General features: G+C 65.3%; 17 protein-coding genes. 10 read left to right on the forward strand and 7 right to left on the reverse strand.

From position 1 onward, the window contains the following. The first annotated feature begins 296 nt into the window (after window positions 1-296). Window positions 297-1,469, forward strand: coding sequence for an MFS transporter (locus ACNFIA_RS19295; protein ID WP_416787780.1), 1,173 nt, complete (start codon window positions 297-299; stop codon window positions 1,467-1,469). Between the two features lie 292 nt (window positions 1,470-1,761). Continuing rightward, a complete protein-coding gene (locus tag ACNFIA_RS19300; protein WP_259754808.1) occupies window positions 1,762-3,039 on the forward strand; it encodes an OprD family porin in 1,278 nt (425 codons plus the stop codon). A 69-nt stretch (window positions 3,040-3,108) separates the two neighbouring features. Here ACNFIA_RS19300 and ACNFIA_RS19305 read toward each other — a convergent pair whose 3' ends face one another. Both ACNFIA_RS19305 and ACNFIA_RS19310 read right to left on the reverse strand, forming a co-directional pair. Continuing rightward, window positions 3,109-3,390 carry a hypothetical protein gene (locus ACNFIA_RS19305; RefSeq protein ID WP_259754807.1) on the reverse strand — a complete coding sequence of 94 codons (282 nt, stop codon included), beginning with the start codon at window positions 3,388-3,390 and terminating at the stop codon, window positions 3,109-3,111. A gap of 158 nt (window positions 3,391-3,548) precedes the next feature. Beyond that, a complete protein-coding gene (locus ACNFIA_RS19310; protein ID WP_259754806.1) occupies window positions 3,549-4,499 on the reverse strand; it encodes a phospholipase D-like domain-containing protein in 951 nt (316 codons plus the stop codon). A gap of 237 nt (window positions 4,500-4,736) precedes the next feature. Between ACNFIA_RS19310 and ACNFIA_RS19315 the strand changes: the two genes are divergently transcribed. Then, the gene (locus ACNFIA_RS19315) at window positions 4,737-6,326 is read left to right on the forward strand and encodes an ABC-F family ATPase (protein WP_259759647.1); all 1,590 of its coding nucleotides are present in this window, start codon (window positions 4,737-4,739) and stop codon (window positions 6,324-6,326) included. A 407-nt stretch (window positions 6,327-6,733) separates the two neighbouring features. Here the strand turns inward: ACNFIA_RS19315 and ACNFIA_RS19320 are convergent, their stop codons facing one another. Together ACNFIA_RS19320 and ACNFIA_RS19325 are read right to left on the reverse strand one after the other, a co-directional pair. Further along, window positions 6,734-7,753 (reverse strand): alpha/beta hydrolase family protein, encoded by a 1,020-nt coding sequence (locus tag ACNFIA_RS19320; RefSeq protein ID WP_416787785.1) that lies wholly within the window; start codon window positions 7,751-7,753, stop codon window positions 6,734-6,736. 187 nt (window positions 7,754-7,940) lie between these two features. Further along, window positions 7,941-8,549: an FMN-dependent NADH-azoreductase gene (locus ACNFIA_RS19325; protein ID WP_259754804.1), complete on the reverse strand. Its 609-nt coding sequence runs from the start codon at window positions 8,547-8,549 to the stop codon at window positions 7,941-7,943. Window positions 8,550-8,680: 131 nt separating this feature from the next. On the opposite strand from ACNFIA_RS19325, the gene ACNFIA_RS19330 reads away from it, so the two are divergent. Next, on the forward strand, window positions 8,681-9,586 hold the full coding sequence (locus ACNFIA_RS19330) for a LysR substrate-binding domain-containing protein (RefSeq protein WP_416787789.1): 906 nt from the start codon (window positions 8,681-8,683) through the stop codon (window positions 9,584-9,586). 24 nt (window positions 9,587-9,610) lie between these two features. On the opposite strand, the gene ACNFIA_RS19335 is transcribed toward ACNFIA_RS19330, so the two are convergent. Beyond that, complete coding sequence (locus ACNFIA_RS19335) at window positions 9,611-10,321, reverse strand: DUF1294 domain-containing protein (protein WP_259754801.1); 711 nt, start codon at window positions 10,319-10,321, stop codon at window positions 9,611-9,613. A 17-nt stretch (window positions 10,322-10,338) separates the two neighbouring features. Next, on the reverse strand, window positions 10,339-11,169 hold the full coding sequence (locus ACNFIA_RS19340; protein WP_416787791.1) for an undecaprenyl-diphosphate phosphatase: 831 nt from the start codon (window positions 11,167-11,169) through the stop codon (window positions 10,339-10,341). 629 nt (window positions 11,170-11,798) lie between these two features. On the opposite strand from ACNFIA_RS19340, the gene ACNFIA_RS19345 reads away from it, so the two are divergent. From ACNFIA_RS19345 to ACNFIA_RS19370, 6 genes are all read left to right on the forward strand, one after another. After that, window positions 11,799-12,251, forward strand: a complete 453-nt coding sequence (locus ACNFIA_RS19345; protein ID WP_416787794.1) for a hypothetical protein — start codon at window positions 11,799-11,801, stop codon at window positions 12,249-12,251. Between the two features lies 1 nt (window position 12,252). Next, complete coding sequence (locus tag ACNFIA_RS19350; protein WP_416787797.1) at window positions 12,253-12,831, forward strand: adhesin; 579 nt, start codon at window positions 12,253-12,255, stop codon at window positions 12,829-12,831. Between the two features lie 53 nt (window positions 12,832-12,884). Then, window positions 12,885-13,886: a heme utilization protein gene (locus ACNFIA_RS19355; RefSeq protein WP_416787800.1), complete on the forward strand. Its 1,002-nt coding sequence runs from the start codon at window positions 12,885-12,887 to the stop codon at window positions 13,884-13,886. 73 nt (window positions 13,887-13,959) lie between these two features. Further along, entirely contained in the window at window positions 13,960-14,640 is a 681-nt protein-coding gene (locus ACNFIA_RS19360) for a C39 family peptidase (RefSeq protein ID WP_259754796.1), read from the forward strand. 46 nt (window positions 14,641-14,686) lie between these two features. Then, the gene (locus ACNFIA_RS19365; RefSeq protein WP_416787803.1) at window positions 14,687-15,427 is read left to right on the forward strand and encodes a hypothetical protein; all 741 of its coding nucleotides are present in this window, start codon (window positions 14,687-14,689) and stop codon (window positions 15,425-15,427) included. Window positions 15,428-15,481: 54 nt separating this feature from the next. Continuing rightward, window positions 15,482-16,756, forward strand: coding sequence for a hypothetical protein (locus ACNFIA_RS19370; RefSeq protein WP_416787805.1), 1,275 nt, complete (start codon window positions 15,482-15,484; stop codon window positions 16,754-16,756). Window positions 16,757-17,149: 393 nt separating this feature from the next. Here ACNFIA_RS19370 and ACNFIA_RS19375 read toward each other — a convergent pair whose 3' ends face one another. Continuing rightward, window positions 17,150-18,484, reverse strand: a complete 1,335-nt coding sequence (locus ACNFIA_RS19375) for a sigma-54 dependent transcriptional regulator (protein ID WP_259754793.1) — start codon at window positions 18,482-18,484, stop codon at window positions 17,150-17,152. Window positions 18,485-18,565: the final 81 nt, after the last annotated feature.

Below are 18,565 nucleotides of genomic sequence, written 5' to 3' on the forward strand. Positions count from 1 at the left end.
GGTGCTTTTATGTAGGAGCGAGCTTGCTCGCGAACCGTAACAATCTCGATGCTCACCGAAGAAAAGCGTTCGCGAGCAAGCTCGCTCCTACAGGTGCTGCGCCCCGTTGGCGGCAAGATCTTGTAGGAACGGGCCATGCCCGTGATCGCGGGCATGGCCCGCTCCTACACGTTCGCGCCCGACCTGAGCGTAGGAGCGGATCCGCCAGCACAGGAAAAGTAGTTCGTTAGCTAGCTTTCCTACAGGCCCTGCGCGGTCCATCATGTAGGACCACCCGCCGTACCGAACCGCTGCACATGTCCGCCGATTCCCGCTCGTCCTCGTCCACCACCCTGCAGGTGGTGTCCGTCGTCCTCTTCACCTTCATTGCCTACCTGACCATCGGCATTCCGCTGGCGGTGCTGCCCGGCTACGTGCACAGCGACCTGGGCTTCGGTTCGGTGATGGCCGGCCTGGTCATCAGCATCCAGTACCTCGCCACCCTGCTCACCCGGCCGTACGCCGGCAAGGTCATCGACACCCTCGGCCCCAAGCGTGCGGTGCTCTACGGCATGCTCGGCTGCGCCGGCAGCGGTGCGCTGATGCTGGGCTCCTGGGCCACGCAGGGCCTGCCGTGGATCAGCCTCGGACTGCTGATGGTCGCGCGCCTGGTGCTGGGCACGTCCGAAAGCCTGGTAGGAAGCGCCTCGATCGCCTGGGGAATCGACCGCGTGGGTGCGGCGAATACCGCCAAAGTGATCTCCTGGAACGGTATCGCCAGCTATGGCGCCCTTGCCATCGGCGCACCGCTGGGCGTGCTGATGGTCGGCCAGCTCGGGCTGGCCAGCCTGGGTGGCAGCGTGGTGCTGTTGGCCGCACTCGGCTTCGCCCTGGCCTGGCCCAAACGCGCGGCCGCGCTGGTCCACGGCGAGCGGATGCCCTTCCACCACGTGCTCGGCCGCGTATTCCCCCACGGCATGGGCCTGGCGCTGGGTGGCATCGGCTTCGGCACCATCGCCACCTTCATCACCCTGTACTACGCCAGCCTGGGCTGGAAGGACGCGGTCTACTGCCTGACCGCCTTCGGCGGCTGCTTCATCGGCGCGCGGCTGATCTTCGCCAATGCCATCAACCGCCACGGCGGCTTCCGCGTCGCCATTGCCTGCCTGTCGGTGGAAAGCCTCGGCCTGCTCCTGCTGTGGAGCGCCCCAACGCCGTGGATCGCCCTGGCCGGCGCAGCGCTGACCGGTTTCGGCTTCTCCCTCGTATTCCCCGCGCTAGGCGTGGAAGCGGTCGGCCTGGTGCCAGCGTCCAATCGCGGCGCGGCGCTGGGCGCCTACTCGCTGTTCATCGACGTGTCCCTGGGCATCACCGGGCCGCTGATGGGCGCCGTTGCCAATGGCTTTGGCTTCGGCACCATCTTCCTCTGCGCCGCGCTCGCGGCATTCAGCGGACTGATACTCAGCCTCTGGCTGTATCAGCGCTCCTGAGGCCAGACGTGACCGATGTCGCGCGGCATTTCGCCGCGACTGCGCCCATTGGCAGCGAGCGCCCTTGATCCGGCGGGCATCGCCGTTGATCAGATCAATATGACCGCCGCGTGACAGGGGCTGGACGAAAAAGTTCGATCCTCTGTTATGATCCGGCGGCGCCGGGGCGACCACGCCCCGAATACAACCAAAAGAATAGGCCAGCACAGACTCCCCTACCCCGTTCACGCACTTCGGGGCGGAGAGCTTTTTTCTATCTGTTCGCTGGCGCTGCACCATTAAGGAAATCAAGATGCTGAACCACCGGATCAGTCTGCTCGCACTGGGGATCCTCGCGTCGACCGCCGCCATGGCCGAAGACCAGTCCACCGCCAAGGGCTTCACCGAAGACAGCCATCTGGACCTGTTCTTCCGCAATGCCTACATGAACCGCGACTACAAGCATGGCCGCGACGACAAGGCCGAGTGGGGCCAGGCCGCCACCGCGACCTTCACCTCCGGCTTCACCCAGGGCACCGTGGGTTTCGGCGTTGACGCGTTCGGCATGTACGCCCTGCGCCTGGACGGCGGCCAGGGCAAGAGCGGCGCTGCCGGCATCGACTTCTTCAAGCAGGGCGACAGCGGCGAAGCCGCCAACGACCTGGCCCGCGCCGGTGGCGCGGTGAAGGCGCGCTTCTCCAACACCGTGATCAAGTACGGCGACCAGATGCCCGCCCTGCCGATCCTCAGCTACGACAACTCCCGCCTGCTGCCGGAAAGCTTCACCGGCACCCTGATCACCTCCAAGGAGATCGAAGGCCTGGAGCTGAACGTCGGCCGCTTCACCTCGGAAACCCGCAAGAGCGCCGAAGGGCGTGACAGCGGCGGCCTGAAGCGCATCGACGTGTTCGGCGGCAGCTACAAGTTCACCGACAACTTCAGCGGCTCGCTGTACGGCTACGAGAGCGAAGACGTCGCCCGCAAGCAGTACATGAACCTGAACTACGTCATCCCGGTCGCCGACAAGCAGTCCCTGACCCTGGACTTCAACGGCTACCGCACCCGCGTCAACGAAGACTTCGCTGCCGACAACGGCATCGACGGCACCAAGAACACCATCTGGAGCCTGTCGGCCGCCTACAACATCGGCGCGCACACCTTCATGGTCGCGCACCAGCGCAACAACGGCGATTCCGGCTACAACTACGGCTGGTACCAGAACCAGGGCGGCCTGGGCGACGGCGGCACCACCATCTGGCTGGCCAACTCCTACTGGTCGGACTTCAACGGCGAGGACGAGCGCTCCTGGCAGGGCAGCTACAGCCTGGACTTCTCCGAATACGGCGTCCCGGGCCTGAGCTACACCGTGGCCTACGTCTACGGCGACAACATCAAGACCGCCGAGACCAGCAACGGCAAAGAGCGCGAAATCTTCAACCAGCTGAAGTACGTCGTACCGAGCGGCCCGGCCAAGGACCTGTCGGTCAAGCTGCGCGGTTCCTGGCTGCGCGTGTCCAACGACGCCCGCTCCTACAACGACGACGGTAACGAAGTGCGCGTCTTCGTCGAGTACCCGGTCAACATCTTCTGATGACCTGAGCAGGCTCGACACAAAACGCCCCGGGGCATCGCTGCCCCGGGGCGTTTTTCGTTCAGGCGCTTATTCCAGGCTGCGCCGCCGGCCCAGCCACGGCATCGGCGGCAACGCCATGCGCAGGATGTGCAGGCACAGCAGCAGGATCAGACCGCCCGCCAGGAAGGAGCCCAGGCGTTGGGCCGGATCGAGCGTGTCGTTGAGCACATTGAGGAACAGCATCGCGCTGCCGCCCAGCATACAGGCCAGCAGGAATACCGAGAGGATGTAGATCTTCAGCGTCAACAACCGCCAATGCCAGCGCATGCGGCGGCGAACGGGGACTTCATCGGGGGGAAGTGGCGGCATGATCCTTTGCCTCCTGACAGGTTTCTGACGGGCTCACGCACGAACGGCATGCGACGTCGAGATACTGGCAGGATGCTAGTCGGCATCGTGCAAAATGCCAAGCCGCGCAGCGCGCGACCGTCGGGTCACGTGCTGCGCGCCGATGAACGGTTACTGCGTCAGCGCACCACGCTGTTGATGTCGTGGCGGTTCAGCGAGGTGCGCATTTCCTCGTACCAGTCGGGGATGACATCGCGCAGGCGCTCTTTCGCGTCCTCCAGCTTGAACGGCTGGGTGTAGCGCTTCTTGCGGTACGAGTAGATGTAGTAGGTGCCATCGCGGTAGAGGATGCGGTCGAAGGTGTAGAAGGCGATGTGCGTGCCGTTGCAGCGCGCGGTCAGCACCATGTCGCCCTCTTCGTACGGCAGCACGCCCTCGGCGCATTCGTAGGTGAAGAACTCGCGCACGTCGTCCCAGGCCACGCCGTCGCTGCTGGCGCGCAGGAAGGCTTCGGCCTTTTCCTCGGAGTCATCGGAATGGTCGCTGTACCAGATGAACAGCGGAATGCTCTGGTTGGTTTCATCGCCCAGCCAGCTTTCGCCGTCCAGGTACTGCGCACTGCGCGCCAGGCTCGCCTGCACGCGGCGATGGCTCTGGCGGTACTCCTCCAGTTGCTCGTCGAAGGCTGGCGAGTCCTCGCCCAGCACCACGCCCGGCATGCCCTTGATCTCGCTGACGCGCGCCAGGTAGTCGGCGTACAGCGCCGCGTCCTGGATCACCGTGCAGCTGTCGCGGGTCAGGCTCAGGCCGATCTCGGTGAAGTTGGCGCTACCCAGGATGACCACGTCGGGCTCGATCAGGATCAGCTTCCAGTGCACGCTGTTCTGCGCGCGGAAATCGACGTGCAGGGTGACATCGGCGCCGGCATCGCGAACGCAGAAATCGATGAAGTCCGGCGAGGTGAAGGAGTTGATGGTGCCCACCAGCAGGTCCAGGCGATTGCCCTTCTCCACCAGGGTCTGGATCAGTGACTCGGTTTCACTGGCGGAGGCCGAGACCACGGTGATCAGCTTGCCGCTGACTTGCTCCAGGTACTGCTTGAGCGAATGTTGAGCGTTAAGGATTTTCATACAGCCCCCACCAGAATTCTGAACACCGAATTCTGATGCAGGACACTGGCGGCTTTCAACTGTCTGATACCGTCGCACGCCCGAATAACGGGCGCTACAGCGGCAAACATGCACGCCGGCCCCGGCCTGTGGCATAATAGGCGGCTTTGTCGGAAGCGCACTTCAGCGCCCGCCTTCCCTGCCCGCCCGCGCCGTTCGCGCCCGGCGCGCACCATGTTCCAGCCAAGGGTTACCCAGTTGATTTCCACTGCGAATATCACCATGCAGTTTGGCGCCAAGCCGCTGTTCGAAAACGTTTCCGTCAAGTTCGGCAACGGCAACCGCTACGGCCTGATCGGCGCCAACGGTTGCGGCAAGTCCACCTTCATGAAGATCCTCGGCGGTGAGCTGGAGCCTTCCAGCGGCCAGGTCATGCTGGAAAACGGCGTGCGTCTGGGCAAGCTGCGCCAGGACCAGTTCGCCTACGAAGACTTCAGCGTGATCGACACCGTGATCATGGGTCACGAGGAACTGTGGAAGGTCAAGGCCGAGCGCGACCGCATCTACTCGCTGCCGGAGATGAGCGAGGAAGATGGCATGGCCGTGGCCGAGCTGGAAGTCCAGTTCGCCGAGTTCGACGGCTACACCGCCGAATCCCGCGCCGGCGAGCTGCTGCTGGGCCTGGGCATTCCGCTGGAACAGCACTTCGGCCCGATGAGCGCCGTCGCTCCGGGCTGGAAGCTGCGCGTGCTGCTGGCCCAGGCGCTGTTCTCCGATCCGGACCTGCTGCTGCTCGACGAGCCGACCAACCACCTGGACATCAACACCATCCGCTGGCTGGAAAACATCATCACGGCGCGTAACAGCACCATGATCATCATTTCCCACGACCGTCACTTCCTGAACAGCGTCTGCACCCACATGGCGGACCTGGACTATGGCGAGCTGCGCCTGTTCCCGGGCAACTACGACGAGTACATGACCGCGGCCGAGCAGGCCCGCGAGCGCCTGCTGTCGGACAACGCCAAGAAGAAGGCGCAGATCGCCGAACTGCAGACCTTCGTCAGCCGCTTCTCGGCCAACGCCTCCAAGGCCAAGCAGGCCACCAGCCGCGCACGCCAGATCGACAAGATCCAGCTGGAAGAGGTCAAGCCCTCCAGCCGCGTCAGCCCGTTCATCCGCTTCGAGCAGCACAAGAAACTGCACCGCCAGGCGGTGACCCTGGAGAAGGTCAGCCAGGGCTTCGACGGCGTGGATCTGTTCAAGAACCTCAGCCTGCAGGTGGAAGCCGGCGAACGCATCGCCATCATCGGCCCCAACGGCATCGGCAAGACCACCCTGCTGCGCACCCTGGTCGGCGACATGCCGCCGACGTCCGGCGAGGTGAAGTGGACCGACAGCGCCGACGTGGGCTACTTCGCCCAGGATCACGCCGAGGACTTCGAGGACGACTACAACCTGTTCGACTGGATGGCCCAGTGGACCCAGGGCGGCGAGCAACTGGTGCGCGGCACCCTTGGCCGCATGCTGTTCTCCAACGACGACATCAAGAAGTCGGTGAAGGTGATTTCCGGTGGCGAACAGGGTCGCATGCTGTTCGGCAAGCTGATCCTCAAGCGCCCGAACGTGCTGGTGATGGACGAACCGACCAACCACCTGGACATGGAATCCATCGAGGCACTGAACCTGGCGCTGGAAAACTACCCGGGCACGCTGATCTTCGTCAGCCATGACCGCGAGTTCGTGTCCTCCCTGGCGACCCGCATCATCGAGCTGTCGGAAAACGGCGTCACCGATTTCAGCGGCACCTACGACGACTACCTGCGCAGCCAGGGCGTGATCGTCTGATCGCTTCCACGCAGCGATGAAAAAGCCCCGCCAATGCGGGGCTTTTTCTTTGGCGTTGTGTAGCGAACCCGCCTGACGCCGGCCCTGCCGGCGGTGTCGCGGGCAGGGCCCGCTCCTACACGGGCGCGATGCTGCGAGGATCGGAGCCCGCCAAGGGGGATTTCGCGGACAAGGTCCGCTCCTACAGGAGATATCGCACCGAGAGCTGCCCTCTCGCGCGCCCCGCTCCGAAGAGAGAGGGAGCTGTCCGTGCCGGCTGACGCGGTGGATTCCTTCTGCTCCGAACAGTCCCCTCTCCCTCTGGGAGAGGGCTAGGGTGAGGGCAAACCCGAGCCAGGCGTCTGGTTGCAGGAGTGGCCCTGTTCGCGAGCAAGCTCGCTCCTACAAGGCGGTCGTCGGCAAGGCGGTCAGCGGCCGGAGGTCTGCATCGTTGCGCCGCCTAGACTCTCATCGAAGAACCGGGCCGCCGAGGCCGCCAGGTCGTGGTGGATGATCTTTCGGTCGGCATCCTGGCCATCGGTGCACAGGTCCGCCTGCACCTCCTCCTCGGAACAGGGCGACATGAAGACGCCGTGCCCGACGCCGTCCAGCACCCGCAGGTCCGCCGGCTGCGGCAGCTTGCGCGCCAGGGCGCCGGCATTCTTCTTCCAGTCCAGTACGTGGTCGTCGTTGCCGGTGTAGATCAGCACCGGCACCCGCACGTCCTCCAGCTCATGGGTGCCATACATCAGGCTCAGCGGCGCCAGCAGCAGCAAGGCGCCGACGCGCGGGTCGGCCATGGGCGCCAGGTCGTTGCGATCGGCGCGCACCTTGCCGTTTTCGCTGCACGCATCCCTGTCGTCCGGGCGCTGCTGGCAGTACTTGATCAGGCGGTCCAGTTTGGGCTGGGCGCCGGCGAGGATCAGCGCGGTTTCGCCGCCAGCGGAATAGCCGATCACCCCGACCTTGCGCGGATCGACGATGCTGGCGACCTTCGGATCGAGCAGCGCGGCACTGAGGGTTTCGGACACCTGCAACGGCCGCCCGTAGAGATTGCTCACCGCCCCCAGGCGGCTGTGGTCATGCAGATTGTCGCCGGGGTGCAGCAGCGCGACCACCACGAAGCCCTTGCGCACCAGCGCTTCGATGAGGTCACGGTGGGCCAGCGGCGTGCCGTAGTTGCCGTGGGAGATCACCAGCAGCGGGAAGCGGCCGTTGGCCGTCTGGCCCTCATAGGCGACATCGAGGATGAAATTGCCCAGGTGCATCGGCTGCTCGGCGGCCCGCGTCGGATAGAACGCGATGGCTTTCATCGGCTGCTGGTCCAGCGGGTCGCTCACCTGCAGGCGGTGGAACCCCACGTTCCAGCCGGGCGCCGCCCAGCCAGGGGTACTGAACACGGTACCGAAAGTAACGAGCAAGAGAACCCAGAGCAGCCGCCTCGCCATGGTGCAGTCCGTCCCGATACGACTCCTGATCAGGCACCACGGGGACTTGTTGCAGGAAAAAAAGCCGCCGGGCACCGCCTAACGGAAATATCTGCATAGTACGCGCCAGTTTTCGGACGTTCGAACCAGCGGACGGACGGCCAATGAAAAAGCCCCGCAGTGCGGGGCTTTTTTACGGCAGTGCAGCTCAGGCAGCGGCGAACTGGCTGGCGATGCTCGCCTGGGCGCCGGCGATGGCGTTGCGGCGCGGTTCGTCGCCGTAGGCCAGGCCCTCAGCGCGGACCACCTCGATGTCGGTGATGCCGAGGAAGTTCAGCACCAGTTCCAGGTAGTTCTCATGGGCGATGCCGGTCGGCTGGCCGGCATGGATGCCGCCCGCGGTGGAAACGATGATCACTTTCTTGCCACCGGCCAGGCCTTCCGGGCCGTTCTCGGTGTAGCGGAAGGTCTTGCCGGCCACGGCGATGCGGTCGATCCAGGCCTTCAGCTGGCTGGGGATGGAGAAGTTGTACATCGGCGCGCCGATGACGATGGCGTCGGCACCGAGGAATTCTTCGATGCTCTGCTCGCCCAGGGCGGCTTCGTGCTTCTGCGCGGCGTCGCGCAGTTCAGCCGGGGTGCCGGCGGCTACCAGGCTGGCGGAGGACAGGTGGCTGATGGCGTCGGCGGCCAGGTCGCGGTAGGTCACTTCAACGCCCGGCTCGGCAGCAGCCCAGGCGGCGACCAGTTCGGCGCTCAGTTGGCGGGAAGCGGAGTTGTCGCCGAGGATGCTGGAATCGATGTGCAGCAGTTTCATCTGTGTTCTCCGGGAAAGGGGCCAAGTGGTTTGGCGGAGGAATTCGTCGTTGGTGGCAAGACTACGCATGTAGCCAATTCGAGATAAGTCGGCAAAAATGCAATGATTCGTCTCACCAGTAGGACAATCCCATGCAGGACCTCAACGACCTTTTCTATTTCGCCAAAGTCGTGGAGGCCGGCGGCTTCGCGGCGGCCGGGCGCCTGCTGGGCTTGCCGAAATCCCGCCTGTCGCGGCGCGTGGCGGAGCTGGAAGCGCGCCTGAACGTGCGCCTGTTGCAACGCACCACGCGCAAACTGGCCCTTACCGACCTGGGCGAGCGGTATTACCGGCACTGCCAGGCGATGCTGGTGGAAGCGGAAATGGCCGACGAAGTGGCCGCGCAACTGAGCGCCGAGCCGCGCGGACGGGTGAAGTTGTCGTGCCCGGTGGCACTGGCGGAAACGTCCCTCAACGAGATGCTGCCGGGCTTCCTGGCGGCCTACCCGCAGGTGAACCTGGAGCTGATGCTGACCAACCGCCGCATCGACCTGGTCAACGAAAGTGTCGACGTCGCGCTGCGGGTGCGTGCTCCGGGCGATGAGGACCTGTCGCTGATCTCGCGACGCCTGCGCCGGGCGCAGACCGCACTGGTGGCCGCGCCCGCGCTGCTTGAGGGCGTCAAGCTGCGCACCCCGGAGGACCTGGCCACCCTGCCCGTGCTGGGCGCCATCGAGAGCGACCGCCGCGTGCACATGAAGCTCACCGGCCCGCAGGGCGAAGTGAAGGAAGTCGCGTTCGAAGCGCGCCTGGCCGTGGAGGACTTCAACCTGCGCAAGAACGTGGCGCTGGCGGGGCTGGGCGTCACGATCCTGCCCCTGCATTACTGCACCCAGGAGCTGGAGGACGGCCGCCTGGTGCGCGTGCTGCCCGCCTGGAACGAGCCGGAAGCCTATCTGCAGGCCGTGTACCCGCACCGGCGCGGCGTTCTGCCGGCGGTGCGGGCGTTGCTGGATTATCTGGAGGAAGGCTTTTCCAAGGACGACTGGCCGGTCTGACCGGTCGTTCTCCCGGCGAGGCGCTTACGCCGGGTGGGTGCCCAGCCCCATCAGCGCAGCGATCCAGCCCAGCAGGCGGCCGCCGCTGAGCCAGTCGATCCAGAACAGCTGGTGCAGCACGACGATGGCCCAGAACACCAGTTGGAAGGAAACCTTGCGCGTCTTGTGGCGGAACACCTGCTGCGCGAGGTAGGCGCCGGGCCAGCCGCCGAGCAGTTCCAGCAGATGCAGGCTCTGTTCCGGGGTACGCCATTCATTGCGCTCGGCACTGCGCTTGTCGCGCCAGTAGGCGAAGAATGCCAGCACGCTGAAGACCGGATAGAGCAGCAGGAACCAGACGACGTAGGCATCTCGCAGCCAGAGCAGCGAGCCGATGACGGGCAGCACCAGCAGCGCGGCGAGGATCGCCAGCGCCCGGTTGAGCGAGGTTTTCGGTGCGCTGGGGAAGGCCACTTCGCGGCCGCTGCGCACCCGTTCACGGGTGGCCGCCGGCGCGGGTTTGCGGCGAATTGCCGGGGTATCGATGGCCAGCCCCGCCAGGCGTGCGTGAGCGGCGCGCGGGCGGCCGTCCTTGCCGGTGCCCTCGACATAGCGGACCTGGTCGCCCGCTTCCGGGCGGCGGTCGCCGCGGAAGTCGGAGATGTGCAGGAAGACTTCCTTGCCGCCGGCCTGGGGATGGATGAAGCCGAAGCCCTTGTCATCGTCCCAGCGGCTGATGGTGCCGTTCTTTTCCACGTTCACTCGCAATCGGATCAGGGTTTGGCGCTGCTCCAGTCGATCAGGGCGAACTGCCAGGTCGCCAGGATCAGCAGGCCGAACACGATACGGTACCAGGCGAAGGCCGCATAGCTGTGGTTGGCGATGAACTTGAGCAGCCCGCGCACCGCGATCATGGCGAAGATGAACGAGGTGACGAAACCGACGGCGAACACCGGCAGGTCGGCGGGCTGGAAGATATCGCGGTACTTGTAGCCGGAGTACACCGCGGCACCGACCATGGTCGGCATCGCCAGGAAGAAGGAGAACTCCGTGGCGGCCTTGCGCGACAGGCCGAACAGCAGGCCGCCGATGATGGTGGCGCCGGAACGCGAGGTGCCCGGGATCAGCGCCAGGCACTGGCAGCAGCCGACCTTCAGCGCGTGCTTCCAGTTCATCTCATCGACGCTCTCGGCCTGGATCACGTGCTGGCGCCTTTCCGCCCAGAGCATGATCACGCCGCCCACCACCAGGGCCACCGCCACGGTGATCGGGTTGAACAGGTAGTGGTGGATGTAGTCGGCGAACGCCACGCCCAGCACCACGGCCGGGAAGAAGGCGATCAGCAGGTTGACCGTGAAGCGCTGCGCGTTGCGCTGGGTGGGCAGGCCGCAGACGATGTCGAGGATCTTGCGGCGGAACTCCCAGACCACGGCGAGGATCGCCGCCAGCTGGATGATGATGTTGAAGGCTTCGGCACGTTCGCCGCCAAAGCCGATGAGGTCTGCCACGATGATCTGGTGACCGGTGCTGGAGATCGGCAGGAACTCGGTAAGCCCCTCGACGACGCCAAGAATGAAGGCCTGAAAGGCGCTCCACAGATCCATATACTTCCCCCGCGAGGCACGCTGGCTCGCACACTTCTAATGATTGTTGCTCCGCTGCCTGCTCCTGGCGCCATGGGCGCCGCAGCGGCGTCGGCATGCTAAAGCATTGGCCGTCGGGCGCTACGAAATTCACAAAAATTTCTCGAACTCGGCACTGGCAGTGGCGGTGTTGGCACTTCGGCAAAAAGGCTTTGCGTTCCACCCGCCAGGCAGATGCAGACAGCGGTGATCCGGCCGGGTTCGCGCCATCATGCAGAATGCCTATTGCCCTGAAAAGCCGGCGGCACGCACGTACCCGAAACGATACCAATCCCTTGTTCGTGTTAGCCCGGCGAAACACCCGGCGCTGCGCAAACGCAGACGGGTGCTGCGTCGAGCCCTCCCCGCCCGCGCCCTGTATCAGGAGCGCAACAGAATTCTCCGCCTTGCCGATACGGCCCCCGTGCCAGGGCCTTCGCGCGGGTTTTGCCCGCGGGCGCTGTAACGGCGCCGAGACACGCGCGCCGCGATGGCTCGCATGGCGCAACGCCATGTCATTGATTCTCAAAAGCGGATCAAAAGCGGCACGTCCCCTGCTCCACATTGGAACCGCTGATCAGGGCTCAGCGCACCAAGAAGGAACCGCCATCATGGGGAACATGGACACACGGACAGTCGGCCTGCTGTTCACGCTGGCGTGCAGCGCGGCCAGCGTACCGCTGCTACCGCCCGCGCACGCCGGCGACGGCACCATCGTCCTGCAGCGCCAGGTGCAGCCGCGCGTCGCCACCCGGCCGACGGACATTCCCGATCCGCACCCGGTCACCGTCAACCCGAACATCTCCGAGCAGGTCGTGCGCCAGACCGGCAACGCCGAGCTCAGCGACAGCGACTTCGCCGGCGTGACCAGCGGCTCCAGTCTGCAGCGGCACATCCTGCCCGGCGGCCAACTGGTCGGCATGGACAACGGCGCCAACCAGAGCCTCAACGGCAACAGCCTGGGCGCCGGCGCGGCGGGTGGCGGCGCAGGGATTGCCAACTCGGTGAACCGCACCGTGCAGCAAGGTCTGTCGCCCCTGCGCATGCTGACCGGAGATCGCTGAGATGGACGCCCGCCTGCTCACCCTTCCCCTTCTGTTCTGCTGCGTCACGGCCCTTGCCGAGGATGCCGTCGCGGTCAACAGCGCCGGCATCGACAGCGCCGTGCGCAATTACCGCGGCGTCGCCAGCGTCAACCAGGCTGCCGGCGACTCGCAGCAGCAGGCCAACGGCCGTGCCATCGCCATCGGCAGCAACGCCCAGGCCACCACGCAGTTCCGGCAGACGGTCAACGTCGCCGTCGATCCGAGCCAGGCGGCGTCCGCGCGCATCACCGGCAACGCCTTCAGCAACGGCAGCGGCGCGCTGGGCGTGAACCAGGCCGCCGGCACCGCCAACCAGCAAGTGAACGCCATGCGCATCAGCGTCAGCGCTGTGCCGCAAAGCGTCGATGACAGCGTGCTGTCCCAGCAGAACGTCGCGCTGCCAGTGAACTCAGGCTCGATGCACTCCGCCACGGGCAGCCGGCAGGTCGTTACCAGCGACCAGGCCTTCGCCGGCAGCCGCGGCGTGGTGCAGATGAGCCAGAGCGCCGGGGTGGGCAATCGCATTGCCAACACCCTGAGCATCCGGGTCGCGGATTGACCCACGCCAACTCCTAAAAACACTAAGCACGCCAATCAGCAAGGAGATACACCATGAAACCGAGAATGGCCCTCAAGCCACTGGTTTTCGCCGTCGCAGCGGTCATGGCTGTAGCAGTGCACGCGGATAACCGTAACAACAACGGGCATGGTCACGGTCACGGCAATGGCCACGGTCATGAACAACATCAACCCAAGCCTCCATACGATCCCTACAAGGACCCTAGGGTCGAGGCCGGCGCCAGCGCCGTCGTGGAGGACACCCAGGAAAGCAGCGACAACACCGTCGTCAACATGGGCACGAAGAACACCGCGAACGTGGACGGATCGCTGGGGAGCGCATCCGGCAACGTGGGTGTCAACGTGGCCGGCGGCGACCTGAACCAGCAGGCCAACGCTGCCGCCCTGGCCACCGCGGATGAGAAATTCATCTTCGGCTACGCCCACGCCTCGACGGAGGTCACCCAGACCAACACCGGCAACACCGCCCTCAACCTCTCCACCACCAACAAGGCGACGCTTAACAACTCGGCCAACGGAGCCTCGGGCAACATCGGCATCAACGTCGCCGCCGGCAACTACAACCAACAGAAAAACGACATGGCCGCCGCCGTCTCCGGTGGCGCCACGGCCGATTCCTACAGCGGCGCCACGCAAACCTCCACGGGCAATACGGTGGGCAACGTCGCCTTCCTGACGTACGAGAAGGAAACCCTGAAGTCCGACTTCAAGGCCCACGGCACCTACAAGGGCGCCGGCACCGGCTACGTGGTGGACGAGTCCGGCTATGGCGGGCACGACAGCCGCAACGGCGGCGGCAAGACCGACAAGGACCCGCTGTTCTTCGTCGAGGCCGGCACCGTCGACCTCAAGGGACAGGCGACCTACCAGGTCCTGGTTCCCACCGGCTGGAAGGACCCGGTCAAGAACGACGCCAACCTGACCAATTCCCTGAACAACGTGTCGGGTAATGTCGGGGCCAACGTCGCGGCCGGTGTCGGCAACCAGCAGAGCAACTCGCTGTCCATCGCCGCAGGCTGCAAATCCTGCCTGTAGCGACACGGCGTCGTACCGGAGGCTCCGGCGACGGAGCCTCCTTCTTTCCAAAGCCACTCCAGGCGTCACGATCATGCGTACGTCCGCCCTGCTTTTGCTCGCGCTGTGCAGCCTCACGACGCAGGCCGCGCAACTCCCCTTTGCCATCCTTCCCGGCGGATCGTTGGCCTACAAGCACGTCGAGAGCATCCGCGAGCGCAAGTTCAGCAACCTGGTCCAGCAGAAGACCGACTTCAGCTGCGGCGCCGCCGCGCTGGCGACCATCCTCCGACAGGCCTACGCGCTGGACGTGGACGAAGAGTTCGTGATCAAGGGCATGCTGGTCCGGGCCGACCCGGACCTGGTGCGCACCCAGGGATTCTCCATGCTGGACATGAAGACCTACCTGGAAGGCATCGGCATGCGCGCCCGCGGCTACCGCATCCCGGCGGCGTCGCTGGAGAAGCTGACGATCCCGGTGATCGTGCTGATGGACATCCGTGGCTACAAGCACTTCGTCGTGATGCAACGCGCCTACAAGGGCTACGTCTACATCGGCGACCCGGTGCTGGGCCACAAGCGCTTTACCCAGGACGATTTCCTCAAGGGCTGGAACGGCATCATCTTCGCTGTCATCGGCCCGGGCTACCAGCAGGCCAACGCCCTGATGAACCCGCCCGACCCGCTGACCGCCAGGGACCGCATCGATGCGTTCAGCCCGGTCAAGGACGCGGAACTCATGGAGTTCGGTTTCATCCAGAGCGACTTCCTGTGAGGCCGCACCAGCACGGAAGGGAGGAATCCTTCCGGGGAGAACCCTCATGAAAGCGATCCCGCTGCTTGCCGCCACCTGCCTGGCGGCCTGCCTGCCGGCCCAGGCGGAAAGCATCTTCAGGCCGATAGAGCTGAAGGATCAGGAACTGGCCCAGCTTCGCGGCAAATACGTGATGCCCGGCCGCGTCATCAGCTTCGGCATCGTCATGAGCAGTACCTGGAAGAACGCCGTGGGCGACAACATCGGCGCCAGGGTCAGCATGCAGGTCCAGGAGTCCACCCTCAAACCGCAGTTCTACGTCTCCACCATCGACGAGAAAGGCAGCGGCGCCGCACCGGCCGCGGGGACCGGCAGTGTCAGCGGTGGCGCCGGTCTCAACCAGACCCAGGGGGTCACCCAGAGCGTGCGTGCCGCCGGCGACTACAACACCGCCTCCAACCACGTCAGCATCGACGTCAAGGAAGCCGACCAGGCACCGCCCCTGGCCGCGCCGCAGGGCACGCCACTGGAGGCCGCCCCGGTGGTCGCCAGCAACGGCGCCGGCAGCGTCAGCGTGTCGCCCGGCAACGGCGGCGTGCAGATGGCGATCAACGCCAACGGCCAGGGTGTCGCGATGCAGCAACTCGCCGCCGGTGGCTTGCTCCAGGCCGCGCAGATGGTGGGCGGGAACAATGCCGTCAGCAACCTCGCGCAGCTCTCCGTGGTGCTGAAGAACAACATGCCGTCGACGGGAGCGCTGGACTGCAATCTCGATCAGCTCAAAGGGCTTCGCACCATGGGGATGTGATGCTTCCCCGCGTGCGACCGTGAGGTCCCACCTACACGTCAAGGACAGCGCGCCATGCACCGATCGCTCTCGCTAGGCACTGCAATCTGTGTATCCGCCTTACTCCCCTCGCCCTTCGCCGCCGCGGCGACGGAAGCCGAAGTGGAGGCGTTGAAGCAGGAACTGCTCGAACTTCGCCAGCGCTACGAGGCCCAGCAGAATGCGCTGATGGTGCTCGAGCAACGGGTCCGCCAGGTCGAGGAGGCGCCGGCCTCGCCCGCCCAGCCCAGGCGCCTGGTCACCTCCACCGGCAAGCCCACACCGCCGGGCACCGGCAACACCGTGGCCGCCAGCGGCAGCTCCTACGGCGAGTCGCTCAAGGACGACGCCAGCCCGCCCAAGAGCGTGGAGAACCTCTACGACGAGGCCAGCGGCTTCTTCGGCAACGGCACCTTTAGCGTCGAGACGGGCATCACCTACACCCACTACGACACCAAGCAGCTCATCCTCAACGGCTTCCTGGCGCTGGACACGATCTTCCTGGGCAACATCGGCGTGGACAACATCAACGCCGACAACTGGACCCTGGACCTCACCGGCCGCTACAACTGGAACAACCGTTGGCAGTTCGACATAAACGCCCCGGTGGTGTACCGCGAGAGCACCTTCGAATCGGCCGGCGCCGGCAACTCCACGGCGCAGTCCACCGACGAGAAAGTCACCCGCGACCCGACCCTGGGCGACGTCAACGTCGGTATCGCCTACAAGTTCATGGACGAAACCGAATCGCGCCCCGACGCGGTGGTCAGCGTGCGCATCAAGGCGCCGACCGGCAAGGAACCGTACGGCATCAAGCTCAAGCGCGCCTCGGACAACGACAACCTCAACGTGCCCGAGTCCCTGCCCACCGGCAACGGCGTCTGGTCGATCACCCCCGGCATCTCGCTGGTCAAGACCGTCGACCCGGCCGTGCTGTTCGGCAGCTTCTCCTACACCTACAACCTCGAGGAATCCTTCGACGACATCAGCCCCACGCAGGGCGTGAAGCAGAAAGGCAAGGTCGACCTCGGCGACTGGTTCCAGCTCGGTGCGGGCGTGGCCTTCGCCCTCAACGAGAAGACCAGCATGTCGTTCTCCTTCTCCGACCTGATCGCCCGCAAGAGCAAGATCAAGGCCGACGGCGGCGACTGGACCACCGTCACCGGCAGCGACGCCAACGCCGCGTACTTCAACTGGGGGCTGACCTACGCGTGGAGTCCCAACCTGACCATCGTGCCGAACCTGTCCATCGGCATCTCGCCGGATGCCCCGGATTTCAGCTTCAGCGTGAAATTCCCGTATTACTTCTGAAGGGCTCGTTGTCCTGACGCAATGGCCCCCTTCGGGGCCATGGTCATTCCCTGTAGGAGCGGGCCATGCCCGCGACTGCTCCAGTCCCTCTCCCATCAGGGAGAGGGCCAGGGTGAGGGAACCGTGCAGACAAGGACGTTCAGAAAGCGGCAATCGCCCCGGGGCGAACCGAAAGCCGGGAGCCCAAGGGAATGCCGTGCCGTGGGGGTTCGCGAGCAAGCTCGCTCCTACACAGGTCGGCCGGTGTCGCTCTTCGTAGGAGCGAGCTTGCTCGCGAACCCAACCAACGCCGGAGCTGCCGGCGGGTCGCGGGCATGGCCCACTCCTACACGGGGAGACAGTCAAGCGGGAAGGTGATGGCAGGCCGAATCGGTCCGCGCCGGCCACGCCCGCCTAGCGCAACTGATGCTTGTGCAACAAGCGATAGAACGTCGGCCGCGAGATGCCCAGCATCCGCGCTGCCACGCTGAGGTTGTCGCCGTGGCGGGCCAGCGCATCGCACATGGCCTGGCGCTCGGCGCCGAGCTTGTACTCCTCCAGGGTCACCAGCGGCAGGTTCGCCGTGCGTCCCTTGTCCCGCTCAAGGCCCAGGTCGCGGGCCTCGATCTGTCGGCCCTCGGCCAGCACCAGGCCGCGCCGCACCCGGTTCGCCAGTTCGCGCACGTTGCCCGGCCAGCTGTGCTCGGCCATCGCCGCCAACGCGTCGTCCGAGAAGCGCCGCGGCCGTCTGCCGGTCTCGACGCTATAAAGGTGGGCGAAATGATTGGCCAGCAACGCCAGGTCGCCATTGCGCTCGCGCAGCGGCGAGGTGGACACCTGCAGGACGTTGAGCCGGTAGTAGAGATCCTCGCGGAACTGCCCGGCGCGGATCGCCTGTTCCAGGTCGACGTGGGTCGCCGCCAGTACCCGCACATCCACATCGATGGGCTGGCTGCCGCCGACGCGTTCGATCTGCTTCTCCTGCAGCACCCGCAGCAGGTTGGCCTGCAGTTCCAACGGCAAATCCCCCACCTCGTCGAGGAACAGCGTGCCGCCGTTGGCCTGTTCGAAGCGGCCGATCTTGCGCTGGTGCGCACCGGTGAAGGCGCCCTTCTCGTGGCCGAACAGCTCCGACTGGATCAGCGCGTCGGGCATCGCCCCGCAATTGATCGCCACGAAGGGCCGGATCGCCCGCCGCGACTGGCGGTGCAGCGTGCGCGCCACCAGCTCCTTTCCGGTGCCGCTCTCGCCGCGGATCAACACCGGCGACTCGGTCGGGGCGAACTTCGCCAGCAGCTTGCGCAGCTCGCGCACGTCACGGCTTTCGCCGAGCAGTTCGTGCTCATGCTCGTCGCTGTGCACGCTGCCGCGCCCGCGCAGGCGCGCCATGCCGAAGGCGCGGCCGAGGGTGACCTGCACCCGCGCCACGTCGAAGGGCAAGGTATGGAAATCGAAGAACCACTCGCTGACGAAATCACCCACTTCGGTCAGGGGCAAGGTGTCGGGGCTGAGCACGGCGATCCATTCCGTCCCGCTGCGGCTGATGAGTTCCTTGACGGACTCGCGGCGTTCGAGATGCCGCGGTTGCAGGCGCAGCAGGCCGACGTCGCAGCCGCGATTGCTGGCGTTATCCAGCTCGCAACTGTCGACTTCCCATCCTGCGGCCCGGAGTCCGGGTAAAAGCCTGCGGCAGTCGTCGCACGGGTCGACCACCAGCAGGCGACGAAAATTCGCGGCTGCCTCGAGCATGCTCCCTTCCTTGGCGCCATTATTTTGAAAAACTTTTAAAAACAGACGGTTGGCGCTCCAATTTGTAACGCTAGCAATATA

Origin of the sequence: Pseudomonas sp. NY15437 (genome assembly GCF_048068435.1) — a bacterium.
In the GTDB taxonomy this organism is placed as follows: Bacteria; Pseudomonadota; Gammaproteobacteria; order Pseudomonadales; family Pseudomonadaceae; genus Pseudomonas; species Pseudomonas nitroreducens_B.